Below are 23,713 nucleotides of genomic sequence, written 5' to 3'. Positions count from 1 at the left end.
TAAAAAAAGCTCATATTGAGCTTTTATTATCGGACGCTTGTTCGAGCATCAACTGGATCGTAGTTGCTGCCAGCTGCGACTCCATTGCCGCCTGTGCCTTAGCTAGTTCATCATGAAGCGAGACCTCGATCGTTCTGCCCACAGGACAGAGCGGATTTGGATGATTATGAATATGGAACAAACGTCCCTTATCCGTTGCCTCAACCGCAAGATACACATCCAGCAACGAAATGGCAGAAGGCTCCTTCAACAACGTTGCTCCGCCAACACCGGCCCTGACCTCAATCAATCCTGCTTTCTTAAGCATCCCCATTATTCTGCGAATAACTACCGGATTGGTGTCCACACTGCCTGCAATGATGTCCCCGGTACATTCCCCAGGCATCAACGCAATTAATGTAAGAATATGAACGGCCATCGAGAAGCGGCTGCTGATTTGTTTCATTGCTTTTCACCACCGTTGTAACTATCATAGTTACTTCTTGTTTTTTTGTCAATATCTATTGATCATACGGATCGCTTGGCGGAAGCTCCAACTTAGCGTACTAACATTTCAGCTTTCTTAATGCTTTAGTCACGGTCTTCACTCTTATCCTTACGCTTATCGCGTTCTTTTTTTTCTATTTTATCCTTGTATTTTTGAATGCGTTCGCGCTGTTTCTCCTTTTTTCGTTTATCTTTTTCCTTATCTTTATCTTTTTCCTTATTCTTATCCTTATCTTTATCCTTCGATGTTTTCTCCTTTTTGGGTTGTCTATCCTTATTCTTTTCTTTCTCCTCTTCCTTTTTCTTAGCAATCGGCAATAGCTCCTGAGCTTTAGGAAAACTCAGCACCGGCTCACCCTCTAAAGCCCCAGCCATTAGCGCTTGAAATACGACAGCCGCAGCCTTGGAACTCGTCGATAAATAATGAGTGCTATCGCTTTGATCATAGCCAAGCCATACAGCACCAACAAGCTGTGGCGCATAGCCAACAAACCAGTTATCCTTGGCACTGTAGCCCGTTGTTCCGAGCATTTGTGTCGTGCCTGACTTGCCAGCAAGCGTGCGGTCTTTCATTGCTGCGGAACTACCGGTTCCTTGCTTAATTACGCCTTCAAGCATAGCTGTCATCGTATGGGCAATTGCAGGCTCCATTACCTTCTCACTGCCCGAACTTTGAGAGAATTCCGCCAGCACGGCACCATCGGCAGATTCGATCCGAGTTATCGCATGGGCATGCATCCGAACGCCATCATTAGCAAATACACCAAAAGCTTCAGCTAGCTGGAGCGGTGATACACCGTCATGCAATCCGCCCAGTGCAAGCCCCAGCGTGCGATCACTCTCGGTCAGAGGAATTCCAAATCTCTCTGCGGCATCGATCCCTTTTTGAATTCCTAGCTCATGCAATATTTTCACAGCAGGCACATTATAAGATTGGATTAGCGCTTCATACATGGACACCTTCCCGTGATAGGAGCCATCTGCGTTCTTAGGCTCGTAACCGCTAATATTAATTGGCTCATCTACCAGCTCGTCGCTGGGCTTATATCCCTGCTCCAAAGCAGGCGTATATACGACTAACGGCTTAATGGTTGAGCCTGGCTGGCGTTTTAGCTGCGAAGCCCGATTAAAGCCGCGAAACGGCTGCTCCCCTCTACCGCCCACAAGCGCGCGTATACCGCCAGTTCGAGGATCTATCAGCACAGCACTGCTTTGGATAAGCTGATCAGGCGTGCTCTCAGGAAAGAGTGTTTCCTGCTCATAAACCTGCTCCGCTTTTTGCTGCATTTTCGTGTCCAATTCCGTATATATTCGCAGTCCGCCCTGAAGCACCTCATTTTCCGATAGCCCATACTGTCCCATAGCTTCCCGTATAATCTGATCCACATAATAAGGATAGCTGATATCCTCTACACGGTTAGGCTTCGAGGTTAACAATTGAACCGGCTCATTGATCGCTGTTCGGTAGCTGTCCTCGGTTATCAACGCTTGCTCCTTCATAAGCTGAAGAACAACATTCCGTCTTTCCTTTGCTTTCTCCAGATGCTTATACGGCGTAAGTGCTGATGGAGCTTTAATTAGCCCCGCCAACAGAGCCGCTTCTGCAACGGTAAGCTGCTTAGGCTCTTTTCCGAAATACGTGTTTGCAGCCCGTTTAATACCCCAAGCGCCCTCGCCATAATAGATCTGATTGAGATACATCTCCATAATCTCCTGTTTGTTGTAAGTCTCCTCAATTTTCTTCGCAAGAAGCACCTCGTTCCACTTCCTTGACCAGGTTCGCTCATGCGACAGAAAGACGTTTTTTGCAAGCTGCTGTGTAATTGTGCTGCCTCCTTGCACAGTGCCTCCTGACGTGAAATTTTTTATAAAAGCGCGCCCGATCGCACGCATATCCATTCCTTCATGCTCAAAATATCGCCGGTCTTCGACTGCAACAACAGCATCAACCATATGCTTAGGCATTTCACTGTACGCCAGCTCATCAATTTTATTGAAGGAGATGCGCGTTGCTTCCACACCGCTCAGATCATAAATGATAGTCGCTGCTGGCAGCGGTTCCTCAAGCTGGCCAATATGCTGCGCACCGATCAGCACTCTGAACATGATCCACCCGCCGAGCACTGCCAAAATTAGCAGAGCCAATAATAAGAGCAGTAAGCTTTTTATTTTTATCTTTTTCAACTGAAAAACATGATTTTTTCTCATTATCGTTCCCCCGTGTTTGCATGTTCTATTTGTTTATACCATTCGCAGCAGGAGTTGATTTTTAGTACGTTTGACCCACTCTTACCAATTATGCAGAACAAAATCCCCCTTACAGGTGATTGCACATCGCAGACGCGTCAGCTCAGACTTCTAACGGAAACCAGAGACGCTAAATCGTCTATATATGTCGTTTCAAGATTGTAACGGAAACACGGGCCTCTATTTGCACAAAATATACACGATATCGCTTCATTTCTGTGGAATAGCGTCTCCCACTTCCGTTAAAATGTGACGCTAACCAAAAATGGGACTTTAGCGTCTCTGGTTTCCGTTAGCTTTCGTTGTCCCCTCTCCGGCTGCGTGCACAGCATCGTTATTAACAGATTCGGAGAATCCATAGTTTCCTATACAACAAAAAAATGCTAGAAAGCAGTTGTCTGCTTTCTAGCATTTTTCACATTTTCCCATCAATATAGATGTAACTTAAAAATGAAGTGTAAGCGAAGCGAGAAGATCGTTCTGGAGAAACGAAGTGTTCACCTTTGCAGCCTTATTCTTACCTTTAAATGTCTTAGGAAATCAAAGAATCTGGCTGCAACAGCGACCCTTCAGAATGATCTACTCACGCAGCGCACAAAGCTGTTTTTTTCATCATTGGTGTGCCCTGACACTATTTGGTCAAGCTTGTAATTCGGTTTGTGAACAGTTATCGAAAGCTTCTGTCAAAAGCAAAGTGAGATGATGTCGTTTGGTCAAAAACTGCTGAAGCTGCACGAGTGCAATCTCATCATCCGGGTTCGTTTCTAAATAAGTTTCCAGCTCTGCGATCGTTTGATTGGTTTCATACAAAACTTCCCTGCTGCTTTGACTTTTCTTCGCGCTTATCCACATCGTTTTCCATGCTTCGTTCAACTTATGCCTCCTGTTGCCCTATTCTATTGTTTTGCAAAATATTGGTGTACTTGCAACAATAGGGCTTCGTTATCTATGATATTCAAGACATTGCAATGTAGAACCAAAAATGACATAATCAGGCCTTTAAAATCAGGAGACACAGCGTCAGCATGCCTGAAATGCCTATAAACTAAACAGCTATAAATGATAATATTTCCCGAGAAATAGCGTTTTTTGCAAAAGAACCGCGATAGCTGCGGTTAGCCAAACTGGTTCAGCTCTTGTTAATCAGGGTATTGGATACTAACCGATTCACTATAGGGAGTGTTTAAAATGACAACGAGGCAAAACAATGTAGATATTGAGGAACGTCATGTTGAGAAGAAATCAGATTCCAGCTTGGTTGCATCTACATTCATTAAATATGCTGCTTATATCATCATTTTCTTTGGGGCTCTATACTTTCTGGTACGCTATGTATTCCCCATGTTCTAACAAAAAGATTATCTCAGTATTCCCTAAGGACAATTGGGACGCAGACAATGGTTTTGTCTGCGTCCCTATTTGTTGTGTAATGAATGACATCATTTGTACCAAGGATTCAAGTAGTGCTGATAATTATTGATAATACTTCAATTCAAAGTTATTGTAACCGAAAACATATATAGTATTTTCCGAAATTAATTTTGCGCCCCGCAATGCTGCCATAGGTCCAACGTTTTCATGCTTTCATATGTTAAAATGAGAGGAGAGAAAAAATGTACGATTGAAGGAGTGTAGCAAAGATGGGGCGGCTAATTGACCAATATATTACAAATACCGAGGAGAGAAAGCGTGCCGAGCAGGTAGAGGCTTTGGCTGCACGTTTCGCCGAACGGGCGGCTGTCCACGATTTGGAGGGCTCTTTTCCACACGAAAATTTTGATGACCTGAAGGAAGCCGGTTACTTAAAGCTTACCGTTCCGAAGGAGTACGGAGGAGAGGGCATTTCACTTCATGAAATGGTGGCGCTGCAGGAGCGACTGGCTTATGGAGACGGCTCGACTGCACTCGCTGTAGGCTGGCATATCGGTCAGGTGCTGCATCTTAGAACGACGCGGAAATGGCCGGAAGAGCAGTTCGACAAGCTATGCCGAGCAATCGTGGAGGGCGGCGCTATGATTAATACATTTGCAAGTGAAGCTTCTTCGGGTAGTCCAAGCCGTGGAGGCAGACCTGAAACAACAGCAAGGCAAGTGGACGGCGGCTATCTGATTACAGGTCGTAAAACCTTCAGCACACTATCACCCATTCTTGATCGTTTTGTCGTTACCGCCTACCTCCCCGAGGAAGAAGCTGTAGCGGACTTTCTTATTTATAAAAACGAACGCGTGAGCATCCTTGAAACATGGGATACGATCGGTATGCGCGGCACAGGCAGCCATGATGTCGTATTAGATGATGTGTTCGCCGCTAATGAAGATCGCCTCTTTGGAAAAGGAATCGATGACGGCGGCGGCTGGCTGCTCCATATCCCTGCCTGCTACCTTGGTATCGCATTAGCTGCGCGTGATTTTGCCCTTTCCTTTGCCCAGACGTACCGCCCGAATCATCTTCAAGGGCCCATTGCGGAGCTTGCGACCATTCAGCAAGCCATTGGACAGATGGAGGTTGAGCTGCGAGCGGCCCGTTGTCTTCTATATGCAGCAGCAGACCGCTGGGATGAGGAGAAGGAAAGCCGTTCGATGCTGAGGCCTGAACTTGGACTAGCCAAATATGTCGCAACAAATAATGCGATCAAGGTCGTCGACATCGCTATGCGGATCGTCGGCGGTGCCAGCTTATCCAAGAAATTACCTTTGGAACGATATTACCGGGATGTGCGAGCGGGCCTTCATAATCCTCCAATGGATAATATGGTGCTCCAAACCCTCGCAGCAGCTGCTTTAAACGAGAAATTATAAATTTCTGCTCGATCTAAATCGGTTGGAATAAATCATCCATCGCCTGCTGTGGAGCGACTTGCGCAGCTAGAAAATACTCAAAGCGACCGAACTTGCCTAGCGCTTTATGATCTGATTCCCAAACCCACTTATCCATTTCAGTCTGACAGCGATGCGCCCGGAATGCTGCAAGCTTGGCTGCCAAATGATGCCGAATATCAACTTTGACGACATCCTTCTTTGTATAACCAAATCGCTCAGGAGCTTCCATCGCGTCGCCGAAGCTGATGAAATAAAGCGATCCCTGCCGGCCAGTACGCTGGCAGGCAGCAGTGGTCGCTTTTCCAATGGCACAGTGATCAGGATGACCGCCAAATATTTCATGGAAGGTGAGAACGACATCGGGCTTAATTTCTTCCATGAGTTCAGAAATTTTCTCAATTAAACGTTCCTGATCGTAAAATTCAACCATTTTGTCACGAATATCGAAAAAAATTAATTTCTCAATGCCTAGTGCTTCACAAGCTTTGTTCAGCTCTTTTTCACGGATGGCTGGCATCGTCTCTCGATTTACATAAGGAGGATTGCCCATTCTACGCCCCATGTCGCCTCTAGTAGCACTTACGAGCGTAATCTCCACCCCCATGCTTGCATACTTCGCCAGCGTTCCGCCGCAAATAAACGATTCATCATCAGGATGTGCAAATACAGCCAATAGTTTACGTTTTTTATTCTTCAGCTTTGGAATCATTCCGGAAATGGCTCCTTCCCTAGATGCAGTGCTACGTTCATTCTTCCAATATCATCATAACCAGCTAATAGAAGCTGCCCATTCTTCGTTATTTCATAATGGGTAAGAGCCTCTATACGCAGCCAGCCTTGCCCATCAAAACGAAGAGCGACCCGGAACGGGCCCTCGCCAGCGACAAAAGCTTCCTTAAGATTAATTTTAAAATTACGCACAAAAATAAAAGAGGTGGCTTCGCTATGAATGTAAACCTCTTCTGTTATAAATGATTGAAGCGCTGCATTCAGCTCATGCTGGCTAATTTTATTCATCGCCACTTCATCCCCATTCTCTAAAATTGATAGGAGCATTTACATTTTAACATGTGCGAATCCCGCTTGGGCTTATTTAGCAAAAAAAAGCCTATGCTCCATGCCTCTCGCTTCAAACACGAGATACATGAAGCATAGGCTTCAACTAGCTTATGAAAGCTTTACTGCAATTCTAAATATCAGCCAGCACCTGATACCAAATGCCCCGCTTTGAATAGAGATTTTTCCTAACCTCAGCCCATCCGCCTAAATACGTAATGTCGAACAGCTCCTCAGGTACGGTATAACGATCCTTCGTATCAGCAGCAACCTTCTCGTCCACAGCACGGAAACCATGCTCAACGAAGAGACGCTGTGATTCTTCGTTATGCAGGAAGGCAATGAATGCCTCGGCTACCTTGCGGGTACCGTGCTTATCTGCATTTTTGTCGACGATTGCAGCTGGATTCTCGATAAGAATCGTACTCCTCGGAATGACGATATCATAATCGACGCCTTTCTTAATACGAGCGAGCAGCTCATTCTCATACGTAACGATCACATCGCCTACACCGTATTCGAACGCAGCCATCGATGCGCGCCCGCTCTTGTCGAGCGACTCCACGTTAGCATGAACCGCCTTTAAGAAGTTTTTGGCATAGTCCGAGTCCTTCGTTCCGTTCTTGTCCTCCGCCAGCTTCAGCCCAGCCCCATAAATAGCATTGATATCCCACTGCGCTCCACCAGATGTCTTCGGATTCGGATAAAGCACCTTCACGCCCTTCCGCGTCAGGTCATCCCAATCCTTAATATCTAGCGGATTGCCTTTGCGAGTGCCGAGCACGACGATTGAGTTCGTAATCATCCCGCCATTGCTTTGAGCTTTCCAATCATGCGTAATGAAGCCGGCATCGGCTATTTTGTCCAAATCGCCTTCCATAGCAAGAATGGCAACATCGGCCTCGAAGCCGCCGGAAATGGCACGCGCCTGCGTTCCCGAAGCCTCATAGGATTCTTGGAAGGTTACCTTCTGCCCCGTCTCCTGCAGCCAATACGTTTGGAATGCAGGCAGCAGATCTGCAAAAGCATCCTTTACTACCGAATACGCACCGATGACAAGTGTTACATCGCCGTCTTGAACGGTAGACCCAGCTGCATTGCCGCCTTGCTGCTCAGCCTTGCCACAGCCTGCCGCTATTAGCAGCATAACTACAGCAAGCAGCAGTGAGAGGCTGCGCTGACTTGTTGCTCGATTGATTTTCATGTTCGCATACAACTCTTTCTACGTAGCTTATTGGTTAAATATGAATAGGCATAGGATCGACTTTTAGTTTATTTTCCGCAATCCAGCTGTCGTTATCATTGAACAAATAGGCACGATGAACGAGCACGCTTACTTGATCACCCGGATGCAGCACTTCCTTCTCAAGCGAACGGTACGTAATTAGCTTCGTATCGCCAACGAGCAGCTCAACCATCCATTCACTGCCGCGGAAATGCAATTGCTTCACTTTTCCAGGCAATGTCGCAGAGGCTAGCTTAATTTCTCCCGGCTTGCCGATTTCAATATATTCCGGACGAATAAGTGCTTTCGTACCTGGCTGGACCGCTGCATCCTCGAAGCCCTTAAGCTGCGAAATATTGTCCACGATGGTGGATTCACCGATGAAGCCGGCGACAAACGGCGTTGCTGGGCTTTTATAAATATCCCACGGGCTGCCCTTTTGCTCTAGCTTGCCCTTGCTGATAATCATAATTTCATCTGCTACTTCAATCGCTTCCTCTTGATCGTGCGTAACGAAAATCGTTGTAATGCCGACACGCTCAATCATTTCCTTCAGCCATGTCCGAAGCTCCGTTCGAATCTTCGCATCAATCGCAGCGAACGGCTCATCGAGAAGCAGCAGCTGCGGCTCAGGAGCCAAGGCTCTCGCGAAAGCGACACGCTGACGTTGTCCCCCTGAGAGCTGATGCGCATAACGATGCTCAAAGCCCTTAAGACCCGTCAGCTCAACCAGATACATCACGCGCTCGCGTATTTGCTCCTTCGATTGCTTCTTCACCTTTAAGCCGAAAGCAATGTTATCATATACGGTCATATGCTTGAACAAAGCATAGTTTTGAAAGACGAAGCCAATTCCGCGCTCCTGCGGCGGCAGATCGTTCACGCGTTTTCCATGGAAAATAATATCGCCTGAGGAGGGTGATTCAAGCCCCGCTAGCATACGAAGTATGGACGTTTTACCGCCGCCGCTCGGGCCGAGCAAGCCGATCAGATGACCTTTTTCGATTTCAAAGCTAACATCCTTCACCGCATGAAAATCGCCAAAATTTTTATCTAGGTTCCGTACCTCAATATGCATGGCTTAATGCACTTCCTTCCGTTTTTTCGCCCATTCCATCAGCAGCAGCAATCCGACGGAAAATGCCGCTAGAACAAGGGCAACGCCGTTAGCTGCAACAACGTTAAAGTTTTCTACATCCTGATAAACGAGTGTTGTCGCCGTTTGTGTTTTGTTCATAATATTCCCTGACACGACGAGCACTGCGCCAAATTCACCAAGCGAGCGAGCGACCGTCAATACAACCCCATAGATGACGCCCCAGCGAATGGAAGGCCAAGTCACCTTCCAGAAGGTATACCAAGAGTATGCGCCTAGTGTAGATGCCGCTTCCTCCTGCTGTGCGCCAATCTCCTGAAGCACCGGCATGACCTCGCGCACCATCAGCGGGAATGTTACGAACAGCGTCGCTAGTATCATTCCGGGCAATGCGTATACGATTTTGAAGCCAGCGTCCTCGAACAACGCGCCGATAATCGTATTTGGCCCCAAAATAAGAACAATCATCAAGCCGCCAATAACCGGTGATACTGCGAAAGGCAAATCAACCAAGCTGTTAAGCAGCCTTTTCAATCGCTTCCCGATCCATTCCGCACGCACAAGATACATCGCCAGCATAATGCCAAACACCGTATTCAAGGCCGTAACGACAACAACGATTATTCCTGTCATCATTAGAGCGTGCAGCGACTGCGGCCTCGTGATCCCTTCTATAAAGCCGCTCCAGCCGTCCGCCCATGAGCCAGTGAATATTTTTATTAGCGGTACAATAAGCAATACTCCAAAAACAATATAAGTTAATGTAATCCATAGTCTTCTCATCATTGACCGCCCCTCCTGCCTTGAATGAGGTTGACCGTCCATAGAATGAGGAAGGATAGCGTGAGCAGCATGACCGATACAGCCGCCGCGCCCTGCGGATTACTGCTTTCAATTTCTCCAAAAATATAAACAGATGCGATTAAGGTTTTGCCTGGGATATTGCCTGCAACGAGTACGACAGCGCCAAACTCTGCAATCCCTCGCGAGAAGGCCAGCATTGCGCCGCTTAGGATACCCGGCAGCATCGTTGGAAATATAACGCTGAAAAACGTCTTTGCGCGTGTGGCGCCTAACGTATAAGCAGCTTCTTCCTCTGATTTGTCCATTTCCTCCAGCAGCGGCTGAATTGCACGAATGACAAAGGGAAACGTAACGAACAGCATCGCAATGACAATTGCCGGTTCATGAAATACAATTTCGATTCCAAACTTCTGTGCTAGTCCCCCGACAAAGCTATTAGGTCCAAGCAGCAGTAAAATCATTAGCCCGCCTACTGCTGTAGGCAATGCGAATGGCAGATCCACTAGACTGTTGAGAAACCGTCGTCCTGGGAAACGATAGCGAATAAGCACCCAGCCGATCATCGTGCCAAGAAACATATTGAGCACTGTTGCAACAATTGCCAATCTCACCGTAAGCAGCACAGCTTTCCAAGCTAAAGGATCAGAAACACTTTCCCAGAAAGGGGCCCATCCAAGCGAGAAGGATTGCGTATAAATGCCGACGATAGGTAGAACGATTAGGATGATAAAATAAAGCATAATGGTGCTCCGAAAGCCGAAGCTCCACCCTTTTCCACGAAACAAAGCATTCACTGTGACTTGACCTCCAGACCATCGGCTCGTGCCGTAGGTGTAACAAAGCAATTAATAATTATAATTCCCATTAAGTTACTGGGATATTAATAATGTAGCATCCAAACTGGGATTAAGTCAATCATAAATTTACAAATTCTAATCGCTTTCATAGCAATTTCTTATATAGCTTGCATATTTAGAGTATGTCCAAAACAAAAAAAGAGAGCACCTGGCATGCGCCAAGCACTCTCTCTTCTCATTCACCTTCAATATGATAAACATTTTCGCCCTCTGTAATGATAGCTTGTCCTTGTGTGAGATCTGTTATCCACGCGATGAAGGCTTCTGCTTCAGGTGCTTCCGGCAGGCAGCGCACGATAACGCGATCTGTGAAATCCACAGCGCCCACTCGTGTTCCTTTGCCATGCAGCACATTTTCCAGCTTGCCATACCACGTGTAATCCACATCAACAATGACTTCGCGATGCAATACCTTAACGATTTCATCAGCCGCTTCAATGCCAGCTACCGCGCCGTCCGTGTAAGCTCGTACGAGTCCGCCTGCTCCCAGCATTATGCCTCCAAAATACCGCGTCACAACGACGGCGACATTTTTGAGTCCCTTATGCTTAATGACCTCAAGAATGGGCTTGCCCGCCGTTCCGCTTGGCTCTCCGTCATCGGATGCCTTCTGGAACTGGTCGCGCTCGCCTATCATATAAGCAGAGCAATTGTGCGTCGCCTGCTTATGCAGCTGCTTGATCTCATTTATGAAAGCGACGGCTTCCTCTTCCGATTCCACGGGCTTCGCATAACCGATGAAGCGTGATTTCTTAATAACGATCTCAGCGCTTGCCTGCTGCCTGACCGTTCTATATCTCTCAAGCATAGGCTAAAACTCCCGTATACCGATAATGCCGGTTAATTACAGCCTTGCTTCAAGCTCAGCTTTTTCTTTCTCGAAGCCTGGCTTGCCGAGCAATGCGAACATATTTTTCTTGTATGCTTCAACGCCTGGTTGGTCAAACGGATTAACGCCAGACAGGTAACCGCTGATTCCGCATGCTTTCTCGAAGAAATAAACCAGGTATCCGAACGTGTATGGCGTCATGTCGGCAATGTTTACGATAAAGTTAGGAACTTGTCCGTCCGTATGCGCAAGAAGCGTTCCTTCGAAAGCTTTCTTATTCACGAAGTCCATCGTTTTGCCTGTCAGGAAGTTCAGGCCGTCAAGATCAGCCGCGTCATGCTCAATGGAGATATGCTCAGATACTTCTCTTACTTGAATGACCGTTTCAAAAATGTTCCGGTTGCCCTCTTGGATAAATTGGCCCATGGAGTGCAAATCAGTCGAGAAATCTACTGCTGCCGGGAAAATACCTTTGTAGTCCTTGCCTTCGCTTTCGCCAAAAAGCTGTTTCCACCATTCTGATACAAAGTGCAGCGATGGCTCGTAGTTCACAAGAATTTCAGTCACTTTGCCTTTGCGATACAGCGCGTTGCGGGCTGCAGCGTATTGGTACGCTTCGTTCTCAGCAAGATTAGGATTGCTGTACTCTTTGGATGCATCGGCAGCGCCCTGCATAATTTCTTCGATATTGATTCCAGCAGCTGCGATTGGCAGCAAGCCTACCGCTGTAAGCACGGAGTAGCGTCCGCCTACATCGTCAGGAATAATAAACGATTCGTAGCCTTCCTCAGAAGAAAGCTTCTTAAGAGCGCCCTTCTCAGTATCTGTTGTTGCATAGATACGTTTGCGTGCTTCTTCCTTGCCGTATTGCTTCTCAAGCGCTGCGCGGAATACGCGGAATGCGATTGCCGGCTCTGTCGTTGTGCCTGATTTGGAGATCACATTGATCGACCAGTCGCGGCCTTCAACCAATTGCAGCAGGTGAGTCACATAAGTGGAGCTGATGTTGTTGCCTGCGAACAATACTTGAGGCGTTTTGCGCTGCTCTTTCGGCAAAATATTATAAAAAGAATGCGACAACGCTTCAATAGCTGCGCGAGCACCTAGATACGAACCGCCAATACCGATAACAATCAGCACCTCGGAGTCCGATTTAATCTTGTCTGCGGCCTTCTGAATGCGGGCAAACTCTTCTTTATCGTAGTTGGTCGGCAGATCGATCCAGCCAAGGTAATCTGAACCCGTGCCCGTACCGTTATGTAATTGTTCATGCGCTAGACGAACGGATTCCGTCAAATAATCAATTTCGTGCTGGCCGACAAACGACAGCGCTTTGCTGTAATCGAACTGTACTGTTTTGCTCATGTAAATATTAACCTCCTAAAAGTAGCCTTGATTATGGTTATCAACTTATCAACTTAGCATCTACAATATCGGATTTACCTTACAAAAACAAGCGACAAACAATGAATTATTGATGAAGAATCTGTATAATCAAGTAAAACACAATGATAAACGGAGGAAATCTATATGAAAAAAATCGGTTTTATCGGGTTAGGCGTTATGGGTCTTGCTATGGCAAGCAATCTGCTGCGCAAAGGCTTCGAGGTTAGTGTATATAACCGTACACCTGGCAGAGCAGACACACTTACCCAGCTTGGAGCCGCTGTGCTTGATTCACCGGCAGCTGTTGCCAGTACGGCAGATATTGTCATTACGATGATCAGCAACGATGCTGCTATTCGCGAAGTATATTGGGGCGAGAATGGTATTTTCGCAGGTGTACGCAGCGGCAGCACCCTAATTGACAGCAGCACGATATCGCCAGCGCTCGCTCGTGAGCTTGCAGCAGAAGCTGAGGCCCTAGGCGCCGCATTCCTTGATGCCCCCGTAACCGGCAGCAAGCCAGCCGCTGAAGGCGGTACGCTTGTGTTTATGGTCGGCGGGCTTGCCGAGCAGATCAGCAAGGTTGAAGATGTGTTGCTTGCTATGGGCCGCAAGGTCATACCGATGGGTGCGAATGGAAGCGGCTCAATAGCTAAGCTTGCGCATAACACAATTGTTGGCATCAATGTTGTTGCCCTTGCTGAGGGAATGGCCATTGCAGCTAGCGGCGGCATCGACGGCGCCTCGTTTGTCGAGCTTGTTCAATCCGGCGGCGCAGCCAGCAAGGCAGCTGAGATGAAAGGACCTAAGCTGCTTGAAGGCAACTATGACGTGCAATTCTCGCTTGAGCTTATGCTGAAGGACCTAAGACTATCCTCTGTTCTATCCGACAGCCTGAATGTCCCTACGCCGCTTCTTGAGGCTTCTAAGACACTGTTTCAGGTAGGGGATGCCATGGGACTAGGCGCGCTCGATATGTCCAGTGTTGGACAAGCCTATGAGCAATGGATCGGACGCAAGCTCAGCGGCGCTCCGAAGCAAAGTGACTAACCACATAGCCGTGAAAAAAAGCTGTCTCAAAAGTAGATTTTATCTACCGAGAGACAGCTTTTTTTTTCAATAATACGGAGAAATCATCAAGTATACAACAACGCCTGTAAAGCTGACATAAAGCCAAATCGGCATCGTCCATCTTGCGATTTTGCGATGCTTGTCCAGCTTCATTTGCAGACCGCGTACAACGGAGAGCAAAGCGAGCGGCACCACTACAATGGCGAGCACAATATGGGTGAGCAGAACGAAAAAGTAGATGGAGCGGAGTGCGCCCTCGCCGCCGTATTTCGTTGATTCCGTCAAATAATGATAGGAAACATACGAGATCAGAAACAGCGTTGTAGAAGTAAAAGCAGCTCCGATGAACATCCGATGAAGACGAACATTTTTCTTCAAAATCGAAACTAACGCAACAACGAGCGCTATAAAGGTGAAGCAATTAAAAATCGCATTCAGCAGCGGCAATATCGTAACATCAAATCCGATCTCACCGTCATATGCTGGCAGGAAGAACAGCACAGTTATAATCGCTACCAAGACAAATGATAAAATCGCAATAAAGGGTCCTACATTTTTTTCCTTCAAGAGCCTAACCTCCTATACACGCGCCAAGGCTTAAACCGTGGACACTTCCTTCTTTATTAACTTTATCCGATTTGGCTAGTTTAAATCAATTTGATTTGAGTCGCAGATGTCACGAAAAATCGACTTTTGTACCGTTTGTCTGCATGCAAAATCCGTCGCAGCTGCAGCTCCATAAGAGCTAATCTGCGACGGCTTCTCAATTCTTGCAAATCAATAAACGGCTAATATCTCAAAGAGCTGCGGATCACGTCCCTTTCGCGGATCATGCTCCACCGCCTCTTCTACATGGACAGAAGGGTGCGCTAGTGATTCTCCAGTCCTATTTCGGGTACTCAGCACTTTTCCAGACATGCGATTTCGAATAAGGATTTTCCCCTCGTCATCGGCATCCTTAAGCGCCCATTCGCAGCAGCAGCCGTGCGCTCCCTTTTGCACCAATAATACTTTCCCATCACCCTCAGGCAGCTCATCAGAAGATAACGATGCAGCTAGGTATCGACCGTCAAATACGTTTTTGAAGAGAACATATCCGTCATCCTCAGCCTGCTCCACGATCCATTTTTGCTCTTCTGCCAAATAAGACAGCATCTTGCCGTTGACGGCAGCTTCTTCACCTGCTGTCTGCTGTACTGCCAAATAACGTTCTGCGCCGCAGCTTTTGATGCGATGCATGCCGCTATGCAGCGTATTCTCAATCGAATCCGTAAAGTGATTTAACGTAAAATGGTCAGCCCAGTCCACCTTCATTTCCTTATCCATAGGAAAGCTAAGCGGTAAAAACACGTAAGTGGAGTCATGATAGCTTGACGGGTCCCAGCGATCCCCTACATACAAATATTCTGTCTTACCCTGGACCTGAAGCGGCATAATGAATGCCGGCTGCGAATCATAGGTTGTCGAATCGCCAAACGGCAATAGCTGCGACCATTTGCCGGTTAGGCTGTCAGCATAAGCATAGGTTCCCTGATTCGGCAGCCAGCCGGTGCAAGCGGAAGTAATGAGGAAATATACACCGTTTCGTTTCATCACTGCAGGTGCCTCGCGATATTGACCCGGCCATAGCGTCTTCACATGCTCATCAATGCTCAAATAATCATCCGACAGTCTGTATACGAGAAGATCTGCGTTATCTCTAGCAGCTGAGATAAAGTAGGCGCTGCCGTCATCGTCCTGAAATACGGTGCAATCCCTTGACATATAGCCGATTGGATTAAAGCTGCCATGATAAACATAGTCGCCATCGATCGTATCACATGTTGCAACGGCACAACGGGCATCATGATAATCCCGGCCATTTTCCCAGTGCATCCACATGACATATTTGCCAGTGCGCTCGTTGCGAAGCACCTTCGGACGCTCGATGACGGCACCTTGTCCGTATCCAATATCTTCTTGATCTGGAGAATACATCTCCAGCGAGGTCCGGTAATACGTAGGCCGAACCTTGGATTTCAGCGTCAGTACTGCTCCTCTATTCTCCCAGCAGCTTAAATCGCTGGAGCGATAGCAGGATACCTTTTTACCATCCGTACGATCCTCTCCGAACCAATAATAATAGCCGTCCTGCTGGAGCATCCACCCGCCATGTGCTCTTATCGTATGACCATCCGTATCCTTCCAAGCTTGTCCGTTGTAGAGCCTTGCTATGTTTTCCATATTCTCCATCCTCCCATGATTAAACAGAATGTTCATCCCTGAATTCTTGCGGCGTCTTTCCGTATACCTTCTTGAACTGCTTAATAAAATAAGGTGCATTCTGATAGCTGAATTTGTTTCCGATTTCGTATATTTTTAAATTGGTTGTCTTCAATAAATAAGCAGATTTCTCCATACGTATGCGAAGCATATAGTCTGTTAGACTTTCCCCTGTAACCGATTTATACATTTGCGATACATAAACAGGATGAAGATGGACATATTCTCCGATCATCTGAAGAGAAATCGGTTTATCCAAATGCTCCTCGATAAACCTGTGAACCTTGTAGATCAGCTTGGAATGACCGTCCGCCGCCTCTCGCTCCAGCGATGTGCGCATAAGAGCAGACAATCGGAATAATCCTTCCTTAAGCTGTCCGAACGTTTCGAACGATTCAAAGGTCAAGGAAGCACGCTCGCTGGGCGGCAGGAAATCAAACAAGCCATAACCGCTTTTATGAGCTATGAAGGCTAAGGCGCCGGTCACGGCACAGAAGGTCTCAAAGGCATGCTCGGCCGAATCGCTAAAGTCCTGTTCAAGCTCCTTAAAGATAAGCGAAAGCTTTGCCTCGAAGGCATCCCAACGTCCCGCCTCCAATAGGTCCTGAACCGTCGGAGGCTCATAGAGCTGCCTAAGTGTTTGCACCGATGCTCGTTCTTGATGCTCGCCAAGGGAAACCAAATATCCCTTGCCGCTGCTAATATGCTTGCGGAATGCAGTGAGCGCGCTGCTGTAGGTCAATGCCAAATGCTCAGGGAAAGGTCCTTCCTCGCCGATTACAACGGACACAGCACCTTTCAAATAAGTTTGAACCTGTCTTTGAATCAACTCTCCCAGACGCTCAAGCTGTTCTCTCGCAGAGGATTTCGGTACGCCCCGCGGCTGCTCTTTAACGCTTCGCTTTACTACAAATGCCAAATAACCATGTGTTTCCTTGCAGAGCCATACCTGGCAGTGATCACGCAGCACCTCTTCAGCAACGTTGCTAACCGCATATTCAAGCAGTGTACGATCCTTATAATTATAATGAACGAAGGGCTCCTCCATCCTGATCAGCAGCAATGCGACAGAATCTCCTTGCGAGAGCGGAATCATGAGCGATGAAAGCCTCTCATCCAAAGCAGCTCTGGGTAGCGCATGCCCCTGCAGCAGCTCAAGGAGCAAATCCCTGCGCAGCAGCGGCAAATTGTCTCGCATCGTTTTCAACGTGTGGTCTCGAGAAATGAGCGCCTCCCACTCCCTCCGTACCGTTCCCAGCGCCTTATCAACTGCTCGAATCAAATCATCATCATTTACCGGCTTCAGCAGATAGTCAGATGCTCCGCCAATAATCGCACGCTTGGCATATTCAAACTCCGCATATCCCGTTAGCAAAATACACTGCGTGGATGGCGAGGTTTCGTGCACCTTATCCATCAGCTCCAGACCAGAAATACCGGGCATTCGAATGTCAGTAATAATTAGATCAATAGAGCTTCGTCTCATAATGCTTAGCGCATCTGTAACGGAGAATGCTTTATGGATCGTGCTTATTTTCAATTCATCACATGGCAGCGTGGCTGCAACACCTTCAACAACCGATCTTTCGTCATCCACGATCAATACTTCGTACATGCTCCACCTCTTCTTCCCACCGAACAATGACTCTCAAGCCTCCAGCAGGAGAATGCTCAAGCTCAAGTCCCGAACGCCCCTCATACTTATGGATAAGCCGCTGATGAACATTTCGCATTCCGCAGCTTCCTTCCGCCTCGCCTGGTGTGTTTATCGATTCTCTCAGCTCACCCAGCTCCTGCTCGCTCATTCCGACACCATCATCATCGAACACGATCATAAAGCTGTCTGGCAAAGCAACACCTTTAATTTTAATTATGCCTGCTTCTTCCTTCTGCTCAATACCATGAATGATTGCATTTTCAACGATTGGCTGAAGAATCAGCCTTGGCAACGTCAAATCCTCCATCGCAGCGGGAATATCAATTTCAAATTGAATTCGATTCATGCGCATATTCTGAATAGACAAGTAATTATAGATCAGCTTAATTTCTTCTTTAAGCGTCGTATTTTGCTGGTCTACATGTGTGGTATAGCGATAGTATTCACCGAGCTTCACCGCCATTTCCATGACAGCTTCATGCTCCCCGATCCGGGTCATATTTTTCATAAAAAACAAGCAATTGTACAGAAAATGCGGATTAATTTGCGACTGAAGCTGCTTTAACGTGGCTTCTCTGGAACGCAGCTTTTCTTCATACACGCGATCGATCAGATTTTGAATCTGCTCGCTCATAAGATTGAATTGATCGAACAAATAACTGAATTCATCCTGTTTGTCGCTGTCAACGCGAGCCGTATAATCGCCCATTCGCAGACGCTTGGCAGCAAAGTAGAGCTTTCGAATTGGAACCTGTACATTTTTATAGAGAAGATAGGCAACAAGCACGCTAATAATGGCAATAACGCTCATAGATAACCAAAACCAGTTCCTGCCTGACGTTATCGGATTAAGTATACTTTCGAGCGGAACATATTCAATTAGATACCAGCCGATAGTGTCCGATTGGATGTAAGTGACCAGATACCGTTCGTCCTCAAGTGAAGTAATGAACGTTCCCTGATTTTTCGACATTCCGCTCTTTGTCACAAAGGAAGGAATCAGCTCGCCAATTCGTTTTAGATTCGCGGTACGCGACACAATAGGCGAATAATCCGGATGAAATAGGAAAGGGTCGCCCGAACTATCCGATTTAAAACTAGTAAGCATCTCTCCGATATTTTTGGCATCCACACGAATTTCGCCGATCAGATCCGCTTCTTTGGCATAATCATAAGCCGTTAGCGGTTCTACGGTGCGGAATACGAATGAGTCCGGAACACGATCGTTTTCCATAGGATCAAATTTCCATATAAAAGGCTGAACGGGATTGCTTACGATCTCATCGCGAAACAGCTTTTTGAATGTAATAGAATTATGACTGCTGACGACTACATCCGAGAGTGGAGCATAAAGCGAGTACGAATGTGACCAGCCGCCCGTTTTTCCGCGTCTCTCCAGCTCCTCCTGAAGCTCCAGCTTTATTTTGAACGAATCATAATTGCCAGACTCGGACTCCATAACCGTAAAGGTTTCCACCCTTGGTTCAATGCCCAAATTAATGACCGAGGTCATAAACTTGTTGAATTCGGCATCGATCTGCTGGACCAGAAAAGAAAGATTGTTGCGATTATTTTGCTCAATTTCCTCTTGTACGACCCGAATGCTGACTTGATTGGAATAGGTATACAGCGCTACAAACGGAATGAGCAGCAGAGCCATAATGGCTAATATCTTTTTGAAAATATTCGATTTCTCCATCTACTTTGCCGCCCTCTCCAACAAGGAAAAGCACCCGTTCCCCTAGTAAAGGAACGGGTGCCGCCTTGATCCCAATGTTAATAATTAATTGGTTTGTACCGAATCATACCATTCATTAATCTCTTCTGTAATCGTGTCCCCGCCAGACGATTTCCACTCCGTCACGAACGTATCGAACGCCTCGATTGGACTGCTGCCGTAAATAATTTTGCTAAAGGTTTCCTGCTCGCTCTTGTTAAGGAAATCCCAGCGCTTCTTATAGGTTTTTGTAGGAGAGCCGTTGTAAAGGTTTGGCATTGCATACTCAATTTGCGAGAAGTTAACAGCGCCGCCGTGAATATTTTTATCCATTTCCATGGATGATTTTTTCTCAAACGCAGTTGCAGGCTCTTTGCCGCTGTCCAAATCACTAAGCGTCTTCATCATAAGTGATGGAATACGAGCGCCATCAAACAACACCGCATATTTCCCCATGTTCATAATCGGATTTTCCGTAGGGAACTGTTCTGGGTCCCATGTCGGCTGTCCGTCTTTAATCAAGTAATCATACCCCTCTTTAAAGCCATATTCAAGAGGACTGCCCGCTTGCGGATTAGCTTGATTATTATAGAGATAGTTGGCATAGAGGAAGAACGCTTCCGGGTGCTCATAATTTTTGTTGATCAAAATAACTCCATTGCTTACGCCGGATTGGCTGCGGCCAATCTGTCCGTCCGGTCCAGCAGGCAGCGGATATGCCGAGTAATCAGCGTTTGGATCGATCTCCTTAACCGCTGGCAGCGGCCAGCCTCCAGCCCAATATGGCGCTGCTACGATGCCCGCTTTGCCTGCCGAGAACAACTCAGCAGCTTTGCCTTCATCGTGAAGTCCTGCCTCTTTATGAATATATCCTTTTCCCATCCATTCCTTAAGCTTGCCGAGCACAGTCTTAACTGCCGGCTGAACGGAGCCATAGGCTAAGTTTCCATCGCTATCTGCATTCCATTGACCTGGCATTACGCCATATGCACCAAAGATGAAGTCAGCGTCTGCAAGCCCCCAAGTGTTCATGCCATTTTTCAAGCCTACTGCAAGTCCAACCGTATCTTTTTTACCATTTCCGTCAGGATCTTGATTCGCGAAAATATCCATCATTTTTTCCATCTCTTCAATGGTTGTTGGTGCTTGCAAATTATATTTTGTCATCCAGTCATCTCTAATCCACAAAACAGTATCGTTATTGCTCGCGTAATCAAGTATAGGAACCGCGTATTTCCCACCATCGCGGACGTATGGATTCCACACGCTAGTGTCCTCAGCCATAGCTGACTTATAAGAGTCGCTTGCATACTGCTCAAACAGCTCGCCAACCTCAGCAAATTTACCGGAGTCGATCAGCGCATCAATAACATCCTGTGATCCGCGATATTGAATCACATCAGGCAATTCCTCATTTGCAGACAGCAGCAATCTAATTTTCGTATCGATCGCGCTGCTGTCAGCTGTCCATACATAGTTCAGGTCGATATTAAACGTATCTTTCACGAAATCTACATGCGGGTTATTGTTGATATCTTCTCCAGATCGAAAATTAACGTCACTCGTCATTTGACGAACGATATTCATTTGGACCGGCTCGCTGTATTTCCCTGTCTCCAATACGTTTTTTACAGCAGCCTGCTTTTCCGGGTCGGCAGCAGCCCCACCTGTATTCCCTTCATTGTTGCTTCCACAAGCGCCTAGCAATCCCACGCAAAGGACGAGAGCAGTCATTAGTGCACTTAGCTTAACCAATCGTTTTTTCAAAATAAGTTCCCCCTTAAAATGATGATGATTTTGTCCAGCTTTATTCCTTAACAGAGCCAAGCACGATCCCCTTGACGAAAAACTTTTGCAAAAATGGATAAACGGCAATAATCGGCAGCGTTGCGATAAAGATTTGCGCGGTCTTGACTGTCCGATTAGAAAGCTGCTTCAATTCATCCGCATTGACATTCATACTGCTTAGATCCCGCTGGACAACAAGCGTTTGCAGCAGCGTTGACATCGGATACTTCTCTGTTTGCGTCATATAAATAAGACCATCAAACCAAGCGTTCCAGTGTCCAACCATCGTAAATAGCGATATGGTAGCGAGCGAAGGCAGCGAGATCGGCAGATAGATGCTCCACAGTGCCCGGAAATGCCCCGCTCCATCAATAAATGCGGCTTCCTCAAGCGCCTTCGGTACAGAGGTACGGAAGAAATTCATCAGCAAGATCGTATTATACACGCTGACCGCCCCCGGAAGGATGAGTGCCCAGATCGAATTCAGCAAGCCTAGCTTCTGTACGACCATATACCCCGGAATGAGCCCGCCGCTGAACAGCATCGTGAAGACAAAAAACCAAGCGTACATGTTGCGTCCCTTAAACTCGTTCGTTTCCTTCGACAAGGAATAACCAATGAAGATCGACATGCCGATGGCAACTGCCGTACCGAGCACGGTTCGCACAATCGAATTCATGAACGAGCCTATGAAATTCCCGTTTGATAATGTTACCTTATAGGCTTCAAGTGAAAATCCAACGGGCCACATCTTCACGATATTAGCATCCGCGGCCGCCGATGAGCTTAACGATACCGCAAGGACGTGAATAAGAGGAGCGATACACATGAATGATAGAAGCGCTAGAAACAAGCCATTTCCTACTGAAAAAATTCGATAAGTTAACGAACGATGATGCATGTAGCTCCCCCCTTTAGAAAATGCGGTAATTGGCCAGCTTATAGGCGAGCCTGTATGAGATGACAATCAGGATTAAGCTAACTAGCGATTTGAACACACCGACCGCAGTACCAAACCCAAAGTTTCCTCCAATTAGTCCTACACGATATACATAAGTATCAATAATATCGCCTTTTTCATAAACCAATGGATTGTACAGATTGAAAATTTGATCAAAGCCTGCGTTCAAGACATTCCCAAGTGACAGCGTAGCGACTACGATTGTAATTGGGATAAGCGATGGCAGTGTAATCTTAAATACCTGCTGCCAACGATTGGCTCCATCTATTAGTGCTGCCTCGTAGAAGTCAGGATTGATGCCGGAGAGGGCAGCCAAGAAAATAATCGTTGAAAAACCAAAGTCCTTCCATACATCGCTCGCAATAACCGTAAATCTAAACCAGTCGTTGTCGCCAAGGAAGAAGATCGGCTCAATGCCAAACCAACCCAGCGCTTGATTCACAAGCCCTCCGTCAGTCGATAGCATGTCCAGCAAAATCCCTCCGAGAATGACCCAAGATAAGAAATGCGGCAAGTAAACCAATGTTTGTACGAACCGCTTAAACAGCATTTTCCTTACCTCGTTGAGCAGCAGAGCAAATACCAACGGCACAAACAGATGAGCCACAATCTTGATGACTGCGATAATTAACGTGTTCCAAATGACCTGTCTCGCATCCGGATATTCGAACATTAGCGTAAAGTTTTCGAAGCCAACCCACTCTGATCGGAAGAAACCATGCTGCGGCTGAAAGTCCTGAAACGCCATAATAAGTCCCAGCATCGGCATATATGAGAATATTAAGACGAGCACGATGCCTGGTATCAGCATGATGTGCAGCGGCCAAGTAAGTTTGAAATTCCACTTCCGTGAAACCTTTTGTTTCAATAGGTTCTCCCCCTTTCAACCTTTTCATTTTTGTCCTCGTTATCTATAAACTTATTGTAACCTTGGGGGTAGACGCCTCATATAACAAGGTTTTAAGATTGGTAGCACGATATTAGGGGATTGTATGGCGGCGGTGCGTTTCATTCCGGAGAAATATAGAGAAAAAAAAGAGGCCTTCCCGCAAGCGAATAATCTTCGCTTCGGGAAAGCCTCTTTTCCATTAAAAACAATGAAATTCTTACTCGTAAATATACGAACAGCAGTAATCCGATACTTCAGCAACTTGAAGCTTAAACTTCGTATTCGCAGGCACACGGAATTCACCTTCGCCTTGAATATGAATCCACTCGGTTTCACCAGGGAGAAGCACCTTCAAATCACCAGCTAAAATCTCCATGATTTCGACGCAGTCTGTCCCAAACTCATAGTCGCCAGGCAGCATAATACCTAGTGTTTTTTTGGTACCGTCTGCAAACAGCACAGCGCGGCTAGTTACTTTACCATCAAAATAAACATTAGCTTTCTTTACGATTGAAACATTATCGAATTGAGACATGGCAGTGTAATTCTCCCTTATTTATCGG

At 46.7% G+C, this 23,713-nt stretch carries 22 protein-coding genes; 3 read left to right on the top strand and 19 right to left on the bottom strand.

Annotated features, from left to right (window positions below):
• Nucleotides 1-10: 10 nt before the first annotated feature.
• From MHI37_RS07285 to MHI37_RS07275, 3 genes are all read right to left on the bottom strand, one after another.
• Nucleotides 11-445: an Rrf2 family transcriptional regulator gene (locus MHI37_RS07285; protein WP_076334411.1), complete on the bottom strand. Its 435-nt coding sequence runs from the start codon at nucleotides 443-445 to the stop codon at nucleotides 11-13.
• Nucleotides 446-570: 125 nt separating this feature from the next.
• Nucleotides 571-2,694 carry a PBP1A family penicillin-binding protein gene (locus tag MHI37_RS07280; protein WP_076334412.1) on the bottom strand — a complete coding sequence of 708 codons (2,124 nt, stop codon included), beginning with the start codon at nucleotides 2,692-2,694 and terminating at the stop codon, nucleotides 571-573.
• Nucleotides 2,695-3,372: 678 nt separating this feature from the next.
• Nucleotides 3,373-3,606 carry a hypothetical protein gene (locus tag MHI37_RS07275; RefSeq protein WP_076334413.1) on the bottom strand — a complete coding sequence of 78 codons (234 nt, stop codon included), beginning with the start codon at nucleotides 3,604-3,606 and terminating at the stop codon, nucleotides 3,373-3,375.
• A gap of 315 nt (nucleotides 3,607-3,921) precedes the next feature.
• Between MHI37_RS07275 and MHI37_RS07270 the strand changes: the two genes are divergently transcribed.
• Both MHI37_RS07270 and MHI37_RS07265 read left to right on the top strand, forming a co-directional pair.
• Complete coding sequence (locus MHI37_RS07270; RefSeq protein WP_179090105.1) at nucleotides 3,922-4,083, top strand: hypothetical protein; 162 nt, start codon at nucleotides 3,922-3,924, stop codon at nucleotides 4,081-4,083.
• 290 nt (nucleotides 4,084-4,373) lie between these two features.
• Nucleotides 4,374-5,531 (top strand): acyl-CoA dehydrogenase family protein, encoded by a 1,158-nt coding sequence (locus MHI37_RS07265; protein WP_076334414.1) that lies wholly within the window; start codon nucleotides 4,374-4,376, stop codon nucleotides 5,529-5,531.
• 13 nt (nucleotides 5,532-5,544) lie between these two features.
• On the opposite strand, the gene MHI37_RS07260 is transcribed toward MHI37_RS07265, so the two are convergent.
• From MHI37_RS07260 to MHI37_RS07225, 8 genes are all read right to left on the bottom strand, one after another.
• The gene (locus MHI37_RS07260) at nucleotides 5,545-6,261 is read right to left on the bottom strand and encodes a PIG-L family deacetylase (RefSeq protein WP_076334415.1); all 717 of its coding nucleotides are present in this window, start codon (nucleotides 6,259-6,261) and stop codon (nucleotides 5,545-5,547) included.
• A complete protein-coding gene (locus tag MHI37_RS07255; RefSeq protein WP_076334416.1) occupies nucleotides 6,258-6,569 on the bottom strand; it encodes a DUF1806 family protein in 312 nt (103 codons plus the stop codon). The genes MHI37_RS07260 and MHI37_RS07255 overlap by 4 nt, the downstream gene beginning before the upstream one ends.
• Nucleotides 6,570-6,741: 172 nt before the next feature.
• Nucleotides 6,742-7,812, bottom strand: a complete 1,071-nt coding sequence (locus tag MHI37_RS07250; protein WP_076334417.1) for a sulfate ABC transporter substrate-binding protein — start codon at nucleotides 7,810-7,812, stop codon at nucleotides 6,742-6,744.
• Between the two features lie 34 nt (nucleotides 7,813-7,846).
• Complete coding sequence (locus tag MHI37_RS07245) at nucleotides 7,847-8,911, bottom strand: ABC transporter ATP-binding protein (protein WP_076334418.1); 1,065 nt, start codon at nucleotides 8,909-8,911, stop codon at nucleotides 7,847-7,849.
• A 3-nt stretch (nucleotides 8,912-8,914) separates the two neighbouring features.
• On the bottom strand, nucleotides 8,915-9,712 hold the full coding sequence (locus MHI37_RS07240; RefSeq protein WP_076334583.1) for a sulfate ABC transporter permease subunit: 798 nt from the start codon (nucleotides 9,710-9,712) through the stop codon (nucleotides 8,915-8,917).
• A complete protein-coding gene (cysT, locus tag MHI37_RS07235; protein ID WP_256709329.1) occupies nucleotides 9,712-10,527 on the bottom strand; it encodes a sulfate ABC transporter permease subunit CysT in 816 nt (271 codons plus the stop codon). Before cysT ends, MHI37_RS07240 begins: the two co-directional genes overlap by 1 nt.
• A gap of 238 nt (nucleotides 10,528-10,765) precedes the next feature.
• Complete coding sequence (locus MHI37_RS07230) at nucleotides 10,766-11,398, bottom strand: YigZ family protein (RefSeq protein WP_076334419.1); 633 nt, start codon at nucleotides 11,396-11,398, stop codon at nucleotides 10,766-10,768.
• A gap of 36 nt (nucleotides 11,399-11,434) precedes the next feature.
• Nucleotides 11,435-12,784 carry a glucose-6-phosphate isomerase gene (locus tag MHI37_RS07225; protein ID WP_076334420.1) on the bottom strand — a complete coding sequence of 450 codons (1,350 nt, stop codon included), beginning with the start codon at nucleotides 12,782-12,784 and terminating at the stop codon, nucleotides 11,435-11,437.
• Nucleotides 12,785-12,949: 165 nt separating this feature from the next.
• On the opposite strand from MHI37_RS07225, the gene MHI37_RS07220 reads away from it, so the two are divergent.
• Nucleotides 12,950-13,855: an NAD(P)-dependent oxidoreductase gene (locus MHI37_RS07220; RefSeq protein ID WP_076334421.1), complete on the top strand. Its 906-nt coding sequence runs from the start codon at nucleotides 12,950-12,952 to the stop codon at nucleotides 13,853-13,855.
• A gap of 66 nt (nucleotides 13,856-13,921) precedes the next feature.
• Here the strand turns inward: MHI37_RS07220 and MHI37_RS07215 are convergent, their stop codons facing one another.
• From MHI37_RS07215 to MHI37_RS07180, 8 genes are all read right to left on the bottom strand, one after another.
• Nucleotides 13,922-14,443: a DUF420 domain-containing protein gene (locus MHI37_RS07215; RefSeq protein ID WP_076334422.1), complete on the bottom strand. Its 522-nt coding sequence runs from the start codon at nucleotides 14,441-14,443 to the stop codon at nucleotides 13,922-13,924.
• 210 nt (nucleotides 14,444-14,653) lie between these two features.
• Nucleotides 14,654-16,099, bottom strand: coding sequence for a family 43 glycosylhydrolase (locus MHI37_RS07210; protein WP_076334423.1), 1,446 nt, complete (start codon nucleotides 16,097-16,099; stop codon nucleotides 14,654-14,656).
• Nucleotides 16,100-16,118: 19 nt separating this feature from the next.
• Nucleotides 16,119-17,753 carry a response regulator gene (locus tag MHI37_RS07205; protein WP_076334424.1) on the bottom strand — a complete coding sequence of 545 codons (1,635 nt, stop codon included), beginning with the start codon at nucleotides 17,751-17,753 and terminating at the stop codon, nucleotides 16,119-16,121.
• Nucleotides 17,728-19,494 (bottom strand): sensor histidine kinase, encoded by a 1,767-nt coding sequence (locus MHI37_RS07200; protein ID WP_076334425.1) that lies wholly within the window; start codon nucleotides 19,492-19,494, stop codon nucleotides 17,728-17,730. Before MHI37_RS07200 ends, MHI37_RS07205 begins: the two co-directional genes overlap by 26 nt.
• 84 nt (nucleotides 19,495-19,578) lie before the next feature.
• The gene (locus tag MHI37_RS07195; RefSeq protein ID WP_256709336.1) at nucleotides 19,579-21,279 is read right to left on the bottom strand and encodes an extracellular solute-binding protein; all 1,701 of its coding nucleotides are present in this window, start codon (nucleotides 21,277-21,279) and stop codon (nucleotides 19,579-19,581) included.
• 40 nt (nucleotides 21,280-21,319) lie between these two features.
• Entirely contained in the window at nucleotides 21,320-22,201 is an 882-nt protein-coding gene (locus MHI37_RS07190; RefSeq protein WP_076334426.1) for a carbohydrate ABC transporter permease, read from the bottom strand.
• Nucleotides 22,202-22,214: 13 nt separating this feature from the next.
• Nucleotides 22,215-23,072: an ABC transporter permease subunit gene (locus MHI37_RS07185; protein WP_083676002.1), complete on the bottom strand. Its 858-nt coding sequence runs from the start codon at nucleotides 23,070-23,072 to the stop codon at nucleotides 22,215-22,217.
• A gap of 295 nt (nucleotides 23,073-23,367) precedes the next feature.
• Nucleotides 23,368-23,685, bottom strand: a complete 318-nt coding sequence (locus tag MHI37_RS07180) for a pyrimidine/purine nucleoside phosphorylase (RefSeq protein ID WP_076334428.1) — start codon at nucleotides 23,683-23,685, stop codon at nucleotides 23,368-23,370.
• Nucleotides 23,686-23,713: the final 28 nt, after the last annotated feature.

Origin of the sequence: Paenibacillus sp. FSL H8-0548 (assembly GCF_038630985.1) — a bacterium.
Taxonomy (GTDB): Bacteria; Bacillota; Bacilli; order Paenibacillales; family Paenibacillaceae; genus Pristimantibacillus.
Note: the sequence above shows the minus strand (reverse complement) of the source record. Positions and strands in the feature narration are given on the sequence as shown.